At 71.6% G+C, this 19,011-nt stretch carries 12 protein-coding genes and 1 pseudogene; 8 read left to right on the forward strand and 5 right to left on the reverse strand.

Annotated features, from left to right (window positions below):
- Positions 1 to 294: 294 nt before the first annotated feature.
- Positions 295 to 1,113, reverse strand: a complete 819-nt coding sequence (locus KUM32_RS15195) for an SAM-dependent methyltransferase (protein WP_217142410.1) — start codon at positions 1,111 to 1,113, stop codon at positions 295 to 297.
- Positions 1,114 to 1,419: 306 nt separating this feature from the next.
- Between KUM32_RS15195 and KUM32_RS15200 the strand changes: the two genes are divergently transcribed.
- The 5 genes and pseudogenes from KUM32_RS15200 (at position 1,420) to KUM32_RS15215 (ending at position 5,043) form a co-directional block, all read left to right on the forward strand.
- On the forward strand, positions 1,420 to 2,205 hold the full coding sequence (locus KUM32_RS15200; RefSeq protein ID WP_217142411.1) for an SAM-dependent methyltransferase: 786 nt from the start codon (positions 1,420 to 1,422) through the stop codon (positions 2,203 to 2,205).
- A 357-nt stretch (positions 2,206 to 2,562) separates the two neighbouring features.
- Positions 2,563 to 3,576: an alpha/beta hydrolase family protein gene (locus KUM32_RS15205; RefSeq protein ID WP_217142412.1), complete on the forward strand. Its 1,014-nt coding sequence runs from the start codon at positions 2,563 to 2,565 to the stop codon at positions 3,574 to 3,576.
- A gap of 118 nt (positions 3,577 to 3,694) precedes the next feature.
- Entirely contained in the window at positions 3,695 to 4,093 is a 399-nt protein-coding gene (locus KUM32_RS15210; protein ID WP_217142413.1) for an EVE domain-containing protein, read from the forward strand.
- Positions 4,094 to 4,270: 177 nt separating this feature from the next.
- Positions 4,271 to 4,393, forward strand: a complete 123-nt coding sequence (locus KUM32_RS44720; protein WP_302185149.1) for a hypothetical protein — start codon at positions 4,271 to 4,273, stop codon at positions 4,391 to 4,393.
- A gap of 103 nt (positions 4,394 to 4,496) precedes the next feature.
- Positions 4,497 to 5,043: pseudogene (locus KUM32_RS15215) on the forward strand (MOSC domain-containing protein).
- A gap of 87 nt (positions 5,044 to 5,130) precedes the next feature.
- On the opposite strand, the gene KUM32_RS15220 reads toward KUM32_RS15215, so the two are convergent.
- Positions 5,131 to 6,297: a serine hydrolase gene (locus KUM32_RS15220; RefSeq protein ID WP_217142414.1), complete on the reverse strand. Its 1,167-nt coding sequence runs from the start codon at positions 6,295 to 6,297 to the stop codon at positions 5,131 to 5,133.
- 546 nt (positions 6,298 to 6,843) lie between these two features.
- Between KUM32_RS15220 and KUM32_RS45285 the strand changes: the two genes are divergently transcribed.
- The 3 genes from KUM32_RS45285 (at position 6,844) to KUM32_RS15235 (ending at position 8,509) form a co-directional block, all read left to right on the forward strand.
- Positions 6,844 to 7,182: a tetratricopeptide repeat protein gene (locus KUM32_RS45285; protein WP_217142415.1), complete on the forward strand. Its 339-nt coding sequence runs from the start codon at positions 6,844 to 6,846 to the stop codon at positions 7,180 to 7,182.
- A 54-nt stretch (positions 7,183 to 7,236) separates the two neighbouring features.
- The gene (locus KUM32_RS15230) at positions 7,237 to 7,461 is read left to right on the forward strand and encodes a DUF262 domain-containing protein (protein ID WP_254405597.1); all 225 of its coding nucleotides are present in this window, start codon (positions 7,237 to 7,239) and stop codon (positions 7,459 to 7,461) included.
- 85 nt (positions 7,462 to 7,546) lie between these two features.
- Positions 7,547 to 8,509, forward strand: coding sequence for a serine/threonine-protein kinase (locus KUM32_RS15235; RefSeq protein ID WP_217142416.1), 963 nt, complete (start codon positions 7,547 to 7,549; stop codon positions 8,507 to 8,509).
- A gap of 33 nt (positions 8,510 to 8,542) precedes the next feature.
- Here KUM32_RS15235 and KUM32_RS15240 read toward each other — a convergent pair whose 3' ends face one another.
- The 3 genes from KUM32_RS15240 to KUM32_RS15250 all read right to left on the reverse strand — a co-directional run bounded on the left by KUM32_RS15240 (position 8,543) and on the right by KUM32_RS15250 (position 18,634).
- Positions 8,543 to 10,819, reverse strand: a complete 2,277-nt coding sequence (locus tag KUM32_RS15240) for a UvrD-helicase domain-containing protein (protein ID WP_217142417.1) — start codon at positions 10,817 to 10,819, stop codon at positions 8,543 to 8,545.
- On the reverse strand, positions 10,816 to 17,730 hold the full coding sequence (locus KUM32_RS15245) for a DEAD/DEAH box helicase (protein WP_217142418.1): 6,915 nt from the start codon (positions 17,728 to 17,730) through the stop codon (positions 10,816 to 10,818). Before KUM32_RS15245 ends, KUM32_RS15240 begins: the two co-directional genes overlap by 4 nt.
- A gap of 262 nt (positions 17,731 to 17,992) precedes the next feature.
- On the reverse strand, positions 17,993 to 18,634 hold the full coding sequence (locus KUM32_RS15250) for a DUF6461 domain-containing protein (protein ID WP_217142419.1): 642 nt from the start codon (positions 18,632 to 18,634) through the stop codon (positions 17,993 to 17,995).
- Positions 18,635 to 19,011: the final 377 nt, after the last annotated feature.

The following is a 19,011-nucleotide window of genomic DNA, read 5'->3' on the forward strand; positions in this document are numbered from 1 at the left end:
ACTCCATGTCGACGGCACGGCCGAGGCTCCCGGCGCGCGAGCGCCCCCGTGCCGCCCCGGCGATCACGCGCCCCCGCCCTACCCCGCCTACCCACTGCCCCGACCCGCCGCCCCGCCTACCCACTGCCCCGCCCGACCCGCCGCCCTGCCACCCAGCGCCGTCCGCCACGCCGGCACCGGCGCGGGGGATCCGACCGGCGCGCGGTGGCCACCGCGGGCGAGGAAACGCGGCGAGGGACAGGACCGCGACGCCGACGGACCCGCGCGGGCCCGACCGGGGCGGGCCGGGGCCGGTCAGGCGTTCTTCCTGGCCACTCCGCCGTAGATGCCGATCGGCGGGGCGTCGGGCCGCGGCGTCTCGTCGGGGCGCCAGTCGGTGACCCGGACCAGGCCGGGCTCGACCAGCGCGAAGTCGCCGAAGAGGTCGAGGACCCTGGCGTGCGGGCGCAGATGCAGGGACGCGGTGGCGTTGTCGTAGACGGCCGCCGCGCCCTCGCGCCGGTCCTCGTGGACGTCACCCGTGGCGTGCGACAGCACCAGGTAGGAGCCGACGGGCAGCGCGTCGCGCAGGGTGGTGACGATGCCGTACGGGTCCTCCGCGTCGGAGACGAAGTGCACGACGGCCACCAGCAGAAGCGCCACCGGCCGGTCGAAGTCGATGACCGCGCGCACCTCCGGGTGGTCGAGGATCGCGCGGGGGTCGCGAAGGTCAGCCAGGACGACCGAGGTGCCGGGGTCGTCCGACAGGGCCATGGAGTGGGTGCTGACGATGGGATCGTTGTCGACGTAGGCGACCCGTGTCTCCGGTGCGAGTGCCCGCGCGACCTGGTGCACGTTGGGTTCCGTGGGCAGGCCCGTGCCCACGTCGAGGATCTGGCGGACGCCGCCCTCGGCGACCACGTGCCGGACCGCGCGGTGCATGAAGTGCCGGTTGGCGAGGACGCCCGCCCGTACCTCGGGGGCCGCCTTCATGAACTGCTCGGCGGCCTTCTGATCGACCTCGTAGTTGTCCTTCCCGCCCAGGAAGTAGTCGTACATGCGGGCCGGGTGGGGCTTGCTCGTGTCGATCCGGTAGGGGTGGGCGGTGCTCTCGCCGCCGCTCAGGGAGGTCATGCTGCCTGACTCCGTCCTCAACTCGCGGGCCACCCACGGAAAAAGCGTGGCGAGTGACTGTCGGGACATCATCTTGGCACGACGGCGGACGTCCGGTCGGGCCGACCACCGACAACGCCGCTGCCCTCCTGCCTCCGCCCGCCCGTGTGCCGCTCGCCGGGCGGCCTCGCCGGTCCGGCCCGCGACCGGGCCGGATAGGCTCGCGGCACCGGCCCGTGGTGCGGGTTCCGCCGGCAGGCGACGCGCCGTGCCCACGCCCGGCCGCGAACTCAGTTGCCCGTGGTCCCGTTTACGGAGGAACGTCCTGTGACTGCCGGTATGCCCAGACCCCGCATCGACACCAGCAAACCCCACCCCGCGCGCGTCTACGACTGGCTCCTCGGCGGAAAGGACAACTATCCCGTCGACCAGCAGGTCGGGGAGACGCTGCCCGAAGAGGCGCGGGGCAACGCGGCGCGGAACCGGGCGTTCATGCATCGCGCCGCCGCCTGGCTGGCGAAGAGCGGTGTCGACCAGTACCTCGACATCGGCACCGGCATTCCCACCGAACCCAACCTGCACCAGATCGTGCAGGCGATCACGCCGAGCGCCCGCATCGTCTACGTGGACAACGACCCGATCGTCCTGCGGCACGCGGAAGCGCTGCTGACCAGCACCCCGGAGGGCGCCACCGACTTCCTCCACGCGGACGTGCGGCAGCCCGCCATCATCCTCGAGCGGGCCCGTGAACTGCTGGACCTGGACCGGCCCGTGGCGCTGTCGCTGATCGCACTCCTGCACTTCCTGCCCGACGACGAGGACCCGTACGGTGTCGTCCGCACCCTGGTCGGAGCGCTCCCTTCCGGCAGCTTCCTGCTGCTGTCGCACGGGACGGCCGATCAGCACCCGGAGCTGAAGCAGGAGACCGAGGCCGCGTACAAGAAGGGTGCGATTCCGCTGAGGATGCGTACCCGGAGCGAGGTCGAGCCCTTCTTCGAAGGACTGGAACTCGTCGCACCCGGCCTGGTGTTCGCCACCGAGTGGTACCAGGAGGATCCGGCACCGGTGCGGGAACGCAGCGGCTTCTACGTCGGCGTGGCCCGGGTCCCCTGAGCCGAACCGGCCCCACTCCACGGGGAGTTGTTGACGTGTGCGAGAACCGGCCGATACTGGTGCGCAGCGTGGGTTGACGGTTGTCCATGGTCGGCACGGGGCGGGGCGGATGAAGAAGAGACGGTGTGCCGCGAGTGCCGTACTCGGCGTCCTCACCACCGGGGGCGCCCCGCCCGCCCAGACCTCCTCACAGCCGCCCCCGCCCCCTCGAAGTCGGCCGAGGACGCACCGATGCCCCGGCACTCGACGGGACGACGGCCGCAGGCACGATCACCGACCACCCGCGCCTGCCACCCACTGACGTACGACGACCCGCACCACCGCGCGACGAACAGCAACCCACCCCAGGGAGCCGCCGTGTTCGCGAACGTGCCCACCGCTCTGACCCTACGAGCCCGAGTCCTGCTCGTCCTGTCCGTACTGCTCGCCACCCTCACTCCGACCGCCCCGGCCCTGGCCACGGGGAAGACGGGCACCCCCCGTCCCGGCGCCGAAGTCGTCGCCGTCACCCAGGTCGCGGACCGGCAGGTCGACCTGTCGGTACGGTCGACGGCCCTGGGAGGCCGCACGGTCAACGTCCGCCTGCTCACCCCGGACGGCTGGAACCCGGACGACCGACGCCGACAGCACTGGCCGACCCTCTGGCTGCTCCACGGCTGCTGCGGCGACTACACCTCGTGGACCGCGATGACCGACGTCGCGCGGACCGAGAGCCTGCGCGACGTCCTCGTCGTCATGCCCGAGGCCGGCTGGAACGGCTGGTACAGCGACTGGTGGAACCACGGCCGGGGCGGCGACCCCGCTTGGGAGACCTTCCACACGGTGGAGCTGCGCCGCCTCCTGGAACGTGACTGGGGCGCCGGCAGCAACCGTGTCGTGGCCGGCCTGTCGATGGGCGGCCAGGGCGCCCTCCTCTACGCCGCCCGACACCCCGGCATGTTCAAGGCGGCAGCGGCCTACTCCGGCTCCGCGCACCCCCTCCTGAACGACGAGTCCGTCGACCGCATCCTGGGCTTCTTCGCCGGCCAGGGCAACGATCCGCTGCGCGTCTGGGGAGACCCGGTCGCCCAACGCCGCATATGGCAGTCCCACGACCCCTTCCACCTCGCGAAGCGCCTCCGCTCCATCCCGGTGTACCTGTCCTGCGGCGACGGCACCGCGGGCCCCCTGGACCCACCGGGCCGCACGGACGCCCTGGAGGCCGACTTCAACCGCCAGAACCACGCACTGGCGGAGGAGCTGCGCCGGGTGGGGGCCAGGCACCTGACCACCAACTTCTACGGTCCGGGGACGCACGGGTGGGCGTACTGGGAACGGGAGTTGCACGCCTCGCTGCCGATGTTGCTGGGGGCGTTGGGGGTCGACGGCTGACGGTCTCGCGGTGTGGTTCTCGAAAATACGTACCCCTCTTCCCCGCGGCCTGGCACCATGAGGGGCTGCACCGACGTGTCTTTTTGCGGGCCGAGTGGTCCTGACCGAGAGGGATTTCATGGCGGACTGGATCTACATCCTCAATCCGCTCAAGGACACGCTGGACGGGGAGCCGTCCGACAAGGAGACGATGCGCCAACTCGCCGAGGAGGAGCCGGAGCTGGAGTTCTGGCTCAGCCGCCGCAATCGCATGCGGCCGGGTGACCGCCTCTGGTTCTACTTCACCCACCCGGAGTCGGCCGTCGCGGCGGTGGCCGAGGTCGACGAGGAGCCCTGCGAGGACCCCGACGACCCCGCCAACTCCTACCTGGTCGCGGTGTCCTTGCTGCCCGAGGCGACGAAGGCGCTGTACCGCGACCCGGTGGGCCGTGACGAACTGGCGCTGGGGCAAGTGCGGTCGGTGCAGAAGGTCAAGCCGGAAGCCCTGCCGGTGTTGCTGGCGCGGGCGGGTCTCTGACACCAGGGCGACCAGGTGTGCCGCTCGGAAGCCGGCCGCCCCTGCGTCGTCGTCGTGGTGCTTGTACCACGCGATCAGCGGCAGCGCGGTGAGCGGGTTGCCGAGCGGCGCCTTCGCCGCGGCCTCGCGGACGGAGTGCCGCCGCTCTTCCAGACGATCCCCGTACCTCCGCCAGCCGTGTCATGGGCGGGCGCGGCGATCGTGCGGTACCTCAGCAACACGGATGTCGGCATCGCCGCAGACATCGACCGCATCCTCGACGCGGCTGTGGACCTCCACCGCCACCGCACCCGGCATTGATGTGGTAGCGGCCTCACCCGCGATCGACCGGGGCTGCTGCGCGCTGAGGCTCGAGAGTCGGGGTCGTGGCTGGTTCATTGTCACCGAGGGGAGGACTCCGAGGATGAGCGGGACAGTGACGGCAGTCAGCAGCAACGGCGAGTACTCGTTCACCAAGCCGACCCGGGACAGCATCACGCTGCTCGCCGGGCTCGGCGTGGAGGGCGACGTCCATGCCGGCGTGACGGTCAAGCACCGTTCACGCGTCGCCCAGGACCCCACCCAGCCGAACCTGCGCCAGGTCCAGCTCATCCACGAAGAGCTCTTCGCCGAGGTCGGTGCGGAGGGATTCAAGGTGGCGCCCGGTGACCTCGGCGAGAACATCACCACCCGGGGCATCGAGCTGCTCGGCCGGCCGGCCAGCCGGCACGCTGCTGCGCATCGGCGACGAGGCGGTGCTGGAGGTGACCGGCCTGCGCAATCCCTGCCTGCAGATCGACACCTTCCAGAACGGGTTGCTGAAGCAGGTCGTCGGCCGCGACGAGGCCGGGAACATCGTACGCGAGGCCGGAATCGTGAGCATCGTGAAGGAGGGTGGAACGGTGCGTCCGGGCGACACGATCACAGTGGAGCTTCCCAGCGGGCCGCACCAGCCGCTGGAGCGGGTCTGACCGACGTGGCCGTGGGCCCGCGCCGGCGCGTCGCACGGGAACGTACGAGAACGGTCGGGTGCGGGGCGCCGGCCGAGGGCTCTCACGTCACGTGCAGAACGCGGTGTCCACGGCCGACACGACCGCCTTGGCGCCCTTCTCGGCGTCGCCGAAGGTGCCCGGCAGCGCCGTCACGGCGAGTCCGACGGCACGCCCGTCGTCCGTGGCGCCCCCGCGGGTCTCGTATCCTTCGATGTCACCGCCGTGTCCCCAGTACACGCCACCGCAGCTCAGCGGGACACTGATGACGCCGAGCCCGTACCGCCACCCCGGGAACACCGGGGCTTCGACGGTCCTGCGCATCTCGGCGAGCTGTTCGCGGGGGAGCAGCCTGCCGTCGACGAGCGCCCGGGCGAACTTCGCCAGATCGCTCGGGGTCGAGATCATCTGACCCGCGGCGCCGCCCCAGGAGGGGTCCATCTCGGTCGCGTCGACGACGTTCCCCTTCTCGGTGTCGCCGATCGCGTATCCGTGGGGGTGGGGGCCCTTGATGGACTGGTCGCCCGGCTGCGGCCAGTAGGTGTGGCGCAGTCCCGCCCTCCTGATCACGCGTCGGGTGATCTCCTCCTGCACGGGGCGCTCCGTCACCCGCTCGATCAGCAGGCCCGCCAGCAGGTAATTGGTGTTGCTGTACTCCCACTTGGCGCCCGGCGCGAACTTCGCCGGATGCGCCAGCGCGGCGGCGAGCAGGTCGTGCGGATGGAAGAACCTGTGCTGCATCTTCTGGAAGCTCTCCACGCCGATGTACTCGGTGTAGTTGGGGAGCCCGCTGGTGTGCTGCAGCAACTGCCGGACGGTGATCTTCCTGCCGTCGATGCCCTCGCCCCGCACGAGGCCGGGCAGGTACGTCTCGACCGGCGCGTCCAGCTCCACCTTGCCCTCGGCCACCAGCTGCAGGACGACCACCGCGGTGAAGGTCTTCGTGTTGCTCGCCGCACGGACCTGGCCGTCGTGGGGAACGGGGACCTGTCGGCCCAGCCGGGAGGAACCGGCCACCAGGGACCTCTCGCGTCCGTCCTTGCTCACCCAGGCCAGCGCGGCCGGGAACTTCTCCTGGTGCACCAGCGCATCGAGGCTCTCGCGCAGCGCCCTGTCCTTCGGGGGGTGGGTCACCGACGCGCTGGTGCCGGCCACGGCGGTGGTGGTGCTCATCAGCCCCACCACCGCCGCGACCAGCAGTCCCCTGCGCACCTTCGAGGTGGTCTTCGCTCGCATCGCGTGCTCCTTCTCGGCTCTTCGCCCGGATCGGCACCAGCCATGCTGTCCGGACCCGGCACGAAGGTCACTGGTGCTGGACACCGGATCACGGGTGCACCCAACACCACCCCCGGAGGTGAGGTGAGACCCACCGGCCCCGCCGGGGAACGGCGCCGGGACCCGCGGGGGAGGGGGTATGGGCACCGAACATGTATGAGGCAGGGGGAGAACACAATCCATCGTCAGGCCGGCCGATCCGGAGAACCGAGTGTCAAGTGCTTGGCGGCGGGTTGCCCTACAGGTCCATGACTACCCCGCGGTCGCCGCAGAGTCCGCGCACGTCGTCCTCGTCGGAGGTGAAGACAATGACCGGCCCCGACTGCCGCGGCGCGATGACGGCGAGGGCCGCGTCGACGGCGTACTCGTGTCCGTGCGAACCTGCCTTCTGACGCGGCGCCGGCGGTCCCCGTCAACGTCTCCGGCGTGATGTACGCCGGCCTGCTCTCCCGCCACGGCCGTGAAGCCGAACCGCGGGCGTTCGCCGCCGACGGGGGCGAGGAGTAGGTGGCCGGCCATCTGGAGCAGCAGAGACGCGTCGACGAGGCTGCCGGCCTCCTGCGCGCGGCCGCCGCGGAGGGTGATCCCCATGTGATCCTTCCCCTCGCTGAGCTCGTGGCCCGCCATGGCCGCATCGACGAGGCGATCGAGGTCCTTCGCCCGCTTCCTCATGCCTTGGGCCGGGAGGGGAACGGCTCGTCCGCTCCTGGCGCCGCTTTCTTGTCGACCATGGCCGGCCGGAGGAAGCCCTCGCCTGCATCGACGATTTCTACGCTCGCTACGGCGCTACGTCCGACCTGCATCCCTCGAGCGGGCCGAGGTGCACGCGTACGGCGGGCATCCTGAACAAGCCGCAGCCGAGCTCCGCGCCCCCGGGCCCGTGACGAGGGACATGGAGACATGCCTAGCACACCCGGGCACCGTGGGACTGTCTCACCGCGGGTGGCCGTCCCCTTCAAGACGGCTGCCGTCGTCCAGGCCGACAAGTCGGCGCACCAGCCCCTCTACCTGCTGGACGGGCAGCAGCGATTGACCTCCCTCGCCTGGGTGCACCGGCCGGAGTCCAGGGCCGACGGCCGGCTCGTCGATGTCGGGATTCTCCCGGAAGCCCACGAGGCTGGTTGACTGCTCCCGTTCGGGAAGTCGGCGGCGGACCCACCCGGGGGTGCGCGCGCCGACATGCCACGTGGGTTCATCGAGGGAAGTGAACGTGGAGCAGTTCGCCGCGGGCAAGGTGCTGCGCAGCAGGTACCGGCTGGACCGGATCCTGGGCAGGGGGTCGATGGGGCATGTCTGGCAGGGGACGGACGTGTATCTGGAGCGCCCTGTCGCCGTCAAGACAGTCGCTGCCGACCTTCTGGCCCTGCAGGACTGGCGTTCCACCGCCCTGGCACGCTTCGAGAGGGAGGCCAAGGCCGCGGCTCGTCTCGACCACGCCAACATCACCACCGTGTACGACGCGGCCGTCACCGAGGACGTCTGCTGCCTGGTGATGCAGCTCGTCGACGGGACGACGCTCGACAACGTGATCGACGGCGCCGATCACGGACGCCTGCCCGTGCCGGCAGCGGTCTCCGTGGCCGCGCAGCTGTGTTCGGGGCTGTCGGCGGCGCACGCGGCCGGTCTGGTCCACCGCGACCTCAAACCGCAGAACGCGATGGTCGGCTCCAGCGGTCTGGTGAAGATCCTCGACTTCGGTCTGGTGAAGGTCCTTTCGGACACCGACCCTCAGCTCACCATGACGGGCGAGACGCTCGGCAACGTCGCCTACGCCTCGCCCGAACTCCTCGCCGGCGAGAAGCCGTTGGACGGACGCAGCGACCTGTACGCCGTGGGATGCCTGCTGCACCACATGCTCACCGGTCACCCGCCCTTCCGCAGCGAGCGTCCCGCCGAGCTGGTCACCCAGCACCTCACGGCGTCCCCGCCGCAGCTGGCCGGGCGCGGCGTCGAGGTGCCGGCGGCTCTCCAGGATCTGGTGTACGCGCTGCTCGCCAAACGTCCGGAGGACCGCCCCGCGGATGCGGCGGACGTGTACGCGGCCCTCGCCCCTTATCTGCCGGCGCCCGATCCGGCACTCGCGGTCCGAAGGATGCCGCCGGAGGACCCCCGCCGGCCCTTCCTCGTGCCCCAGGGACCGGTCGTACCCCAGAGGCCGATCACGCCGTGGTAGCCGAAGCCGCCGCAGCACGATCGGCGGGGCGGGTCATGCCGCGACCGGAGGCCTGACCCTGATCAGTTCTTCGAGGAACGGGCTCGGCTCCCCGTGCCAGAAGACGTCCAGGCTGTCCCGTGCCCGCGTGGCGGCCACGAAGAGCAGGGACCGCGCGCGCTGCATCTCCGTCCGGTGACGGGCCGGGTTCGTGGTCCGCCGCTGCTGGACGTCCGCCCGGGGCACCAGCCCGTCGGCCACCCCTGCGATGATCATGCGCTGGTACTCGAGCCCCTTGAACCGGAACATCGTGCCGATGTGGACGCCGCTGTCGTCCCGGGGCCCGTCCGGGCCGATCTCCAGTGCCCGGATGCCCTGCCGGCTCAGCGTGTACGCGACTTCGGTCACCATGCGGTTGGTGGGGACGGCGATCGCGATCTGCTCGTGCGGCACCTCCCCCCAGGACTCGATCAGCGCGGCGATCGCGTCGCGCTCCTCCTGCCAGTCCTTCAGGCCGTGCAGATCCGGGACCGCGCCACTGAGCACGGACCGGTACCCGGCCAGCGTCTCACCGCCGCCGTCGAGGTCGTCGTACGTCTCGTCACCCAGGACGTTCAGCGCGGAACGCAGGATCTGCCGGGTGGTGCGGTAGCTCAACGACAGCTTCGACGACCGGCCGCGGATGTTGATGCCGAGGCTGCCGAGCGTCACCTGGTTCTTGTAGATGCGCTGGTGGGTGTCACCGGCCAGGAAGAGATCGTTGCGGTCCGGGGCGGTCATCGCGCGCAGCATCTTCCAGTGGGCGGGGCGCAGGTCCTGGGCCTCGTCCACCACGATGTGCCGGTACCGGTAGCGCAGCCAGCCTCCCGAACCGTCGGCCACGTGCACGTTGTCCAGGCCGCCCGCTTCTTCGCGCCGGCGTTCGATGGCCTGGATGCGCTGGGCGCGTCCCGCCTCCAACTGCGCGGCCCGCTCGGCGATCTGGTCCCAGGTCTGGACTCCGAGCCGGTCCAGACGCTGGGTGAACCGCTCGACGAGCTGCCAGATCTCGGCGCGCTCGGCACGCGTGACCGTGCCGCCGCGTCCGGCGCGGCGCGCCCGGAAGTAGTCCGTGCGCGAGGTGACGGCCTGGCCGAGGACCACCTGGGTCCACTCGTCGTGCAGGAACTCCGCGTCCCAGCCGTCCTCGCCGAGCTCGTCGAGCAGCGAGCGCCATTCCCGGACCGCCTGCGCCTCGTCGACGATGCGCTTGCGGTTGCCCGGTTCGGCCTCGCGGACGGTGCGCAGCGCGAGCTGGTCGACGTGACTGATCTCGACGCGTGACAGCAGCGTCTCACCGCCCAGGGCGAGCAGCCGTGAACGAAGGTCCGCCGCGAGGTTCTTGTTGTACGTGGTCAGCAGGACCGGCTTGTTCCGGCCGGGCGGGAGTTGCTCGACCAGGTGCTTGACCCGGTGCAGCGCCACGATCGTCTTGCCGGTGCCGGGTCCACCGCCCACGCGTGCCGGACCGCTGTAGTCCCGGCCGACCAGCTTGGCCTGTGTGGGGTGCAGGAACACCTTCCAACGGCCGAAGTCCTCGCCCTCCAGGGCCTCGCGCAGCGCGTCGTCCGTGGTGGTGACGATGGTCGCGGGACGCTCGGCGGCGGCACGGAAGTCCTCGGGATCCACCGGCTCCGGCGTCGCGACGGGCGCGGTGACCTGTTCCAGGACGTCGTCGTACGCCGTGCCGTCGTACAGCGCCAGCAGTACCTCGCCGGTGAGCTGCGGCGCGTACTCGACGAGACCGAGCAGCTGGTCCTCGGTGGTCAGCGCGGCGACGACCGGGATCAGGGACGGTGCCACACCCAGGTCGGTGAGCTCCTGTTCCGACCACTTCGCGAACAGCGGCCCGGGGCCGGCCGGCTCGGCGGGAAGAGCCGGCTCAGCGGGCTGAGCGGGCTCCGCGGGCGCGGCGGCCAGCGGCGCCCGGGCGGTGAGCACCTCCTCCTGCACGACCTGCAGGTCCACGTACTCGATACCGCCGGTGACGCGGTTGACCGAGTACGTCAGCCGGTCCAGGTGCGCGTACACGTCTTTGCGGTGCTTGACCGAGACGATCAGCCAGTCGTCGTCCGCCAGGCGCAGCAGCAGTGCGCGGTAGTCGTCGTTGACGCGCGCCGAGTACAGCTTGTCGTGCCCCTGCAGCTGTTTGAGCCGCAGCCCCGCGGAGTCGGGATTGGTCTTGAACTTGTGCTGGAAGTCGTAGATCGCGCCCTTGACGGGGCGGGGGAGCTTGAGGATCTCCCGGTCCGCCTTGTCGAGCAGGCGCAGTGTCACGTTCTTGCCGGTCACGGCTGTGTGTTCCCCCCGTTTTCCGTGGTGGTGCCGTCAGGCTGGTCAGGTTGCTCCCGGCTGCCGGCCGGTGGTGCGCCGTCCAGGCGGTCGGCGAGGGCGTCGGCGGACCAGTCGGCGGCGGGCCGTACCTCCCAGCCGGCCGCGGCGAAGGCACGGTCGCGGTCGGCCGCCTCCGGATCGTCGTTCTCGCCCTGCGGCGGGCGCGGGCCCAGGACGACACCGAGGCGTCGGCCGGGCCACGCCAGCTCGGCCAGCCAGCCGTTGTCGTCGAGCTCGTAACCGTCCTCGGGGACCGGGACGCCGCGCGCCGCGAGAGCCTCGGCGAGCCCGAGCAGGCCGGGTTCGTCCGGGTCGAGGTACTCGATGACCCGGTCCCACTTCTCGTCCCGGACGGGAAGGGGAACGTTCGCGGGGGGCACCTTGGCCCGTGCGGGGGCTTGCGGAGTGGGCGTGGTGGCCCTGGCTGTCTCGGACGGGCCGTCGACGGCGGCCGGGAGGGTGAGCGTGGCGCGGACGCTCTCCAGGACGCCACCGCCGCCCGTGACCGCCAGGGTCTCGACCGGGAACCCGTCGAGACGGCGCGTCGTGAGCTGGACGGCGTCACCGCCGCCGGTGTCCAGGAACTGCAGCAGGTTGGACCAGTACAGCCAGGCCCGCCAGCGGAGCTTGTGCGCCTCCTCCCGGGCGTGGACGCCGGGTGCGTCGTCGAGGAGGACGATGCCGGTCCACGCGGGGGGCGTGGTCCGGCCGTCCGCGGCGAAGACCAGCGGCAGTCCCGAGCGGTCGGTCACCGTGAACAGCTGCACGGGGCCGCGTGGTCCTGCGGGCGTCCCACCGTGCAGCGCAGCCGTGATCTGCTCGCCGAGCACAGCCGGCTGCAGTGCCACGGGGCGGGTCTCGGCTCCCATGAATCCGGCGAGGGCCGCCTCCGCCCGCCAGCGCCAGCGCTCCGCGTCCGGCCGGCGCAGATACTCCACGAGCTGCATGGCCGGATTGACCCACACCGTCTCCGCGAGCTCACCGGGCAGGGCGTTCCACACCTTGGCGTAGTAGTCGCGGGCCTTGCCACGGGCCTGGTCACCGTACGGCTCCCACACCGGGTCGGCCGGTCCCGTGCCCGCGTGGCCGATGTCCCGGACACGGCGCTGCCAGTCCTTCACGTCGCCGTAGGTGAGCTGGAAGACCCTGAGTCCTTCCGCGCGCAGCCGCGTGCGCTTGTCGGCGTCGTCGCCGGCGCGGTTGTGTTCCCGGCCGGCGTGGAACTCGTAGCCGTCCAGGTAGACCGCGACGCGCGGGCCGGGCGCGTCGACCCGTTCGAAGAGGACGTCGGGCCGGGTGCCGTCGAGGACGCGCTGCTGCGACACCCGCCAGCTCAGCGTCGTGCCGTCGGCGGCGGTCAGCCGCAGGTCCAGCGCGTGGGCGCCGGCCGGCGTGATGTAGGCGTCGCCGCTCGCCCGGTTCTCCGGCAGTTTCGCCCAGTCGCGCAGCGTGTCGATGAACAGGACCTCGAGATCGCTCTCGGCCTGTCGGTGCATCGGGATGTGCTGGGTGGTGGCGACGGGCGAGGTGCGCCAGCGTTCACCGTCCGCGCCGAGCAGCTCGTCGAGCATCTGCCGGACCTCGTTGCGGCTGACCTTGTCGTAGTCGGCCGGCGGCACGCGGCGCAGCAGGCAGCGGTGACAGCCGTCGAGTCCGTTCTTCAGGCAGTCGCACTCCTCGATCACCTCGCGGGCCTTCAGCAGCACCTCGCGGAAGCCGTCCGAGGTCGCCAGACGATGCAGGTAACCGGTGCCGCCGGGCAGCCGGTCGTACACGACGAGGAACCGGCGCGGCCAGTCGCGGTCCTCACCGTCCGGCATGGACGCGGCGGTGATGTCGATGTGGTCGGGGTCGCCGCCGTAGCGGGCCGCTATGCCCGTGAACAGCGCGGCGGTGAAGGAGGCGAGCCGTTCCTTGGCCCGCGCCACGGACGCCGGCAGCAGGATACGGACGGCCTCCGTCGTCAGCTCGTGCGCCAGCAGCAGCGGCACGTCCTGCCCGGCGCCCTGCTCCTCGCCGCTGCCCCGCAGCCGCCGGCGCGGGCACCACAGCTGGTGGTGGGCGCTCGCACGGGTGGAGCGGGCGAGCGAGGCGGTGAGCGCGTGCTGCGACTGGTCGACGACCGGCCGGCCGTCGGACGTCGCCCCGCCGCAACTGGTGCACACGTAGAACGGATTCAGGCGTACGTCGTCCCCGGCGAGCGGGACCGTGCTGCTGCCGTCCTGCCGGTCGACGCCGAGGTTCAGGGTGCGGACGACGGCCTTGCGCGTGAAGTCCGCGCCGAAGACCGCGGTGTCGTGCCGCCACGACCCCGTCGCCAGATGAGCCGGGTCGATGTCGACGGTGGTGAGGACCGCGTACCGCTTCCGGTCCCGCTCGTCACGGTCGTCCCGCACCCGGGCGTCGTCCCGCTTGTCCCGGGCCATCACGCGCCGCGGCTCCAGCACGTGGTGCACGCACCCCGCGTCCGCCATCTCCCGCGAACCGCACCGCGGGCACGGCGACGTGTCGTTCTTCGGATCGCCGTGCGTGCGCGCGTAACCGCAGGCCGGGCACAGACGCCACACCGCCCAGGCACGCCGCTCCGGGCTGCCGATGTCGAGGGCGCGCACGACGTGCCGGTAGCCGTTGACGTAGAAGCTGTTGCCGGGCGCGAGTTCGGTGAGCGCCAGTCTGCGGGAGCGTTCGTAGTCGCGCATCTCGCTGCGGTACACCCACTCCCGGCGCTCGTCGTCGCCCTCCGGGGCCTCCGTGCCCCCCTCGTCCCCGGCGGCCTCCTTCCAGTAGAGGGTGGCCTCCAGCGACGTGGTCGTGTCGGTGAGGCTGTAGTTGGGCAGCAGCCCCAGTTCGACGAGGGCACCGTGCGCGCTGGTCTGGCTCAGCTCGCGCAGCAACTCGCCCGTGGCACGCCGTTCCGCGAGCAGCTCGCGCCGCTCGGCGCCCTGCTCACGGTCGTCGGTGAGCAGTCCGTCCACCGCGGTGTCGATGGCGGCGATACGGCGGCGCAGCTCCTCGCGGCGCGCCGTCCACTCCTCCTCGGCCTCCTGCAGGGCGCGGGCGATGCCGCCGATGGCGTAGGCGCGCAGCTCGTCCGCGGCGTGCTCGGACACCCCCCGGTCGTCGTCCGGGCAGCCGGACGCCTGCGGGAACAGGGCCAGGAACTCCTCCACCAGCCGCGCCCCGTGGGTGAGCGCCGCGTCCGACAGGTCCTGGCACCAGCCGGTCGTGCCGAACAACGCCGACGACAGACGCGGCACCGGCATGAGCAACTCCCCGTCGCCGGTGGTCAGCTCGCCGCGTGCCGCCCGGTCCAGCAGGTGCGCCGTGTACTGGCGGCGCAGGATCTCGACGGCCGACAGGTAGCAGCCCGGCGGCACGATGTCACCGGCGATCATCTCGGTCGGGTCGTCCAGGTAGTACCGGTCGCGGGCCCGGCGCCCGCCGAAGGCGACCACCAGGGCGTTGCCGGTCCTGCGCCCGGCACGTCCAGCACGCTGCACGTAGTTCGCCGGGCCGCCCGGCAGCGAACCGAGCAGCACCGCCGACAGGTCACCGATGTCGATGCCCAGTTCCAGGGTGGGGGTGCAGGAGAGCACGTTGGGGTCCGTGTAGTGGGCGCCCTGCCGGAACGTCCGCTCCACGCGCTCCCGTTCGGGCCGCGTCAGCATGCCGGTGTGCTCGGCCGTGACGACCCGGTAGGTGCCGCCGGTCAGATACAGGCGGCGGTAGTAGTCGGCCCGGTAGTCACGTTGCAGTTTCCCGCCGAGACCGCCGCTGGTCGTCCCGGACGAGGACGTGCCGTGCTGCGGCGGGGCGAGGACTCCGGTGCAGCGCCAGCGCGGACAGGGGTGCCCGTACCAGCGGGTACGCCGCTCGGGCGGCACCACCTGCTGCCAGCCGCACTCCTCGCAGGACACGAACGCCTTGTTGACCAGCTCGTCCGCCAGGAGCCGCACGTGGATGTGGCCCGGCTGCAGCCCGTACACACGGGTCGTGCGGTCCTTGGCCGTGCGCGCCGACAGCACGCCCTCGTCCGTGAGGACCGGCAGCAGCCTGCGCAGGTACTCGGTCGCCTGTGCCGCGTCCAGACCGAGGCAGCGCCGCGTCCAGTCCTGGTACCAGTTGCCACGGCCGGCGATCGTGTCGAACTTGGTCTTCTCCTTGGGGCCCGCCAGCAGGAACCGCGGCGGTGCCACGTACCCCTCGGGGAAGGCCGGCATTCCCTCCGGCCGCTGCCCGGAGATGAGGTACTGGTTGACGCCCGCTTCCTTGATCCAGGTGTCCAGCCACCGATGCCGGACACCGCCGCGCAGCCGCAGCCGCTCCAGCAGCCCGCGCACGTAGGCCAGATAGCGGTCGGGCGTGGGCAGCCCGCCGTCCAGTCCCAGTTGTCCCGGCAGCGTGAGATGCAGGTCGCGGGCGAGCGAGACGACCCGCTCGGGGTCGGCGATCACCACCTCCGCGGCCGTGGTCCGGGTCAGCTCCAGGGTGCGTCCGAGCCGCGACCGAAGCCCGAACTCCATGACCGTCGCGAACGCCAGCCGTTCCCCGATGAGCTTCCACGTCCGCGCGTCCCCGGTGCCGCGCCCCGACAGGAGCCGGTCCACGCCCGGTTCGTCGTGCAGGTCCGGCGGGACGACGGCGGCCAGTGCCTGCGGGTCGTCGACGGTGTCCAGGACGTTGCCGATGAGGTCGTTGAGCGGCAGCGGCGCACCGGAGTCGTCCAGCTGGTGCGCCAGCAGCGAGCGCAGCGAGAACTTGTACGAGGCGTTGGCGACGTACCCGGCGCGGTGTGCCGCGTCCTGCGTGGAGTCGTTGAACAGCAGCGTCTTGCGCTCCTCCGGCGCCAGTGCGATCTCCTGGCCGCCGGTGAACAGCTGGGTGACCGTGGCGGAGGCCAGAGCGGCGAGCGCGGTGCCGAGGAACCTGATGCCGTTGTCCGTGTTGCACGCCGGGCAGGTGTCGTCCTTGGCGGCCTGGTCGGCGGTCTTCTTGTCCAGGACGGCCCGCGCGAACCAGGCGTCCTGCAGCCCCTCCCCGTCCTCGGCGACGGGCAGGCGATAGGTGCCCTGCGCGCCGTCCAGCACCACCACGGACTGCGGGTCGACGCCGCCCGCCTGCTTCGGGGAGGCGCCGGTGAGCGCGGCCAGGGCGTCCCGAGCCTCGGCCGGTGTAGCCGAGATGAAGTACCGCAGCCGCCGCTTGTCCCGCCCGACGGCGGCCTGCCAGATCTTGGGCGGGCCGGTCTCCAGCTTCTGCGGATCGGCCTCCGGGGACAGCGCCGCCCAGCCCGAACGGCCGCAGACACGGCAGTAGATCGCGGGCAGGTGGGCCTGCGCCGGCCGCTGCACGGTGTCCGAACCCGGCAGCGCCTGCGGCCGCCGCGAGTCCGCCGCCGGCCACTCCTCGCCGTCGGAGGTGTCCTCGGACGCGGAGGCCGCGGTGAGGGCCGAGCGCCGCGCGGCGCTCCGTTCGTCCTCGTACCAGCGGAACTCCGGCCGGGCGCCCACCCCGCTCAGCACCCGCCCCACCGGCCGCACCCACAGGTGCGCCTCGACGTGCACCAGCGGGCGCGGCCTGCGCTGGTCGGACTCCGGGTCCCGCGCCGACGACAGCAGCGCCACGAACCGCGACAACGCCTCCAGCGCCAGCCGCGGGTTCTCCCGTGCGGTGCGCGCCCACGCGTACCCGAAGCGGGCCATGCGGTCCCGCAGCCCCCACTCGTCGAGCGGATCGCCGTTCAGCAGCGCCAGCACCCCGTGGGTGAAGTCGTGCTTCTTCAACAGCCGTCCGATCTGGAAGACGTCCAGGCCGCGCCGCCCCAGCAGCCGCTCGGCGAGCCCGTCCAGGTCGAGCCGGTCCGGGTCGGACTCCACACCGGGCCCGCCCGAGACCTCGATGACCTCCTTGGGATCGGGGGGCTCGGGCAGCTCGTAGTCGATGTCGCCGACGAAGTCGTCGGCGCTCAGCCGCTCCTCACCGATCACTGAGTCCGGACCGAACGGCACGCCGAACACCTGCTCGGCGACGGTGAGGATGCCGCCGGTGTCGCCCCCGCCCTCACCGAGGGTCGCCGAGGTCGCCACCGGACAGATCGCCCCGAGGGGCCGTTCCGGCTTCGAGGCGCCCACGGCGGACGCCAGCCGCCGCAGCAGCATCGCCACGTCGGTGCCCTGCGCGCCGTCGTAGGTGTGGAACTCGTCCAGCACGACGTGGGCCGGGTCCGCGTCCTCCCACAACGGCCGGTCCTCGGCCCGCTGCAGCAGCAGGTCCAGCATCTTGTAGTTGGTGATCAGCACGTCCGGCGGCGACTGGCGCATCTCCTCGCGCCGGGTCATCACCCGCCGGAAATCCGTGTCCGGTTTGTCGCCGATGTAGAGACCGGCCGTCACCTGGGCCAGCTCCGGCTGCGCCAGGTAGTCGCCGATGCGGCCGGCCTGGTCGGTGGCGAGCGCGTTCATCGGGTACAGCAGTACGGCCTTCACCCCGTGCCTGCCCAGCGCCTTCTGCCGCCGGCAGTGGTCGAGCACGGGGATCAGGAACGACTCGGTCTTGCCGGACCCGGTACCGGTCGTCACGAGCGTCGGCTCGGCCGCTCCCTTGTACGTGCTCAGCCGCTCCCACGCCTTCGCCTGATGCCGCCACGGCGTGAACGACGGCTGCCACTCCAGCGCCGACCGCCACCCGTCGTCGGCCGGGTGGAACGGTGTCCTGATCCGCAGGTAGGGCCCCCGGAAGATCCCCGTCTCCGGATCCCCGAGGAACCGCTCCAGCGCCAGCCGCGTGTCCTCGTCGGCGAGCGCGTACGTCGTGGTGAGGTACTGCGTGAGACTGCCGCGGAGCTGCGCGGCGGCCAGGGTGGGCTTCACGAGGACCTTTCGGGCAGGACGGTTACCGGACCGCCGCGCACGTGACGCCGTGACAGCCGGCGAAGGCGCCGTGACGATCAGCGTCAAAAATACCGCCCACCTCGGACATCGGTACTCACCTGGTCGAATTCCGGGCCCCGGCCCGCGTGGCACGGACGAGACGCGGCTGCCCGGTGACGCCCATGCCCGGAGGCGCCTGCCCGTCCCCTGCCCGCGCCGGCCACGCTGCCGGTCCCAAGCCATGGTGCCGACGCGCTCGTGGTCACCAGGAGGACGGAGGCGAGGTGCGGGTGACCACGGCAGGAAGCTGCGCGCTCTCGATCACCTGCTGCGGCAGTGACAGCCCGAAATGCTCACCGACGACGTCCAACACCCGACGTTTCTCTTCGGCAGGCGACAGCTCCTCGTCCATGCCGAGCAGGTCATCGACGCTGTCTTCCGGCGGGATGACTCCGGCCGCTTCCAGTGCAGGCCGCAGGAGGTCGGGCTGGGCGCCGGCAGGGTCGTAGCCGAAGCCCAACTCGAAGTGCAGCTGCAGCTCGCCGTCGACGAGATACCTGAAGAAGGAGGGCGGAGTGTCCGGCCGTGGGTCGAATATCAGCACCTCGGCACCGCGGGACACGGTCGGATCGAGGGACCAGCCTTCGCTGCCCCCACACTCCACGATGAACGACCAGTCGCCGCTTCGGCCGATGCGGCCGACGCAGTAGATCTGGGTGAGGTCGACCATCCGGGACGCTTCCTGGATGGTGAGGGCCGGCCCGATCTCGACAGGCTCATGGTCGGCCATGCGTTCGGCCAGCTGCCGAGGGCTGAGGCCGCGCGCGCAGGTGATGTAAAGATCGGAGGCGTTCAGGTGCGGGCTGCGCCAGGCATCGGCGATCCATGCAAGGTTGTCGGGCATGGCCGGGTTTCTCCTTCCGTGCACAACGTGGTACTGGTGGGGCACAGCGCATATCTGGTGCCGTGCCCCACCAGGGGTCAGCAACCTGTCACGGCTTGGGTACCGTACAAGCCACGGTCACCTTGGACGCATCGCAGTGCGCGTGACCACGAGGTGTCCGTTCTCAGATCCTCAGGACCCAGTGTCTCGTGTGTCCAAGATCAAGGGCCAGCGCCCGAAGACGTCAGGCATCGCCTGCCCGATTCCGGAGGCACGCCGAGTACGGCTCACCATCGACCTGGCCCTCGCCGACCACCGAGGGACTCGGGACCAGATCGTGCGACGCACGCGCCGGGACCTTGAGGCCCACACCGCCACCCGCCCGGAACCGCCCCGCG

It is taken from the genome of Streptomyces sp. AC627_RSS907 (genome assembly GCF_019049165.1).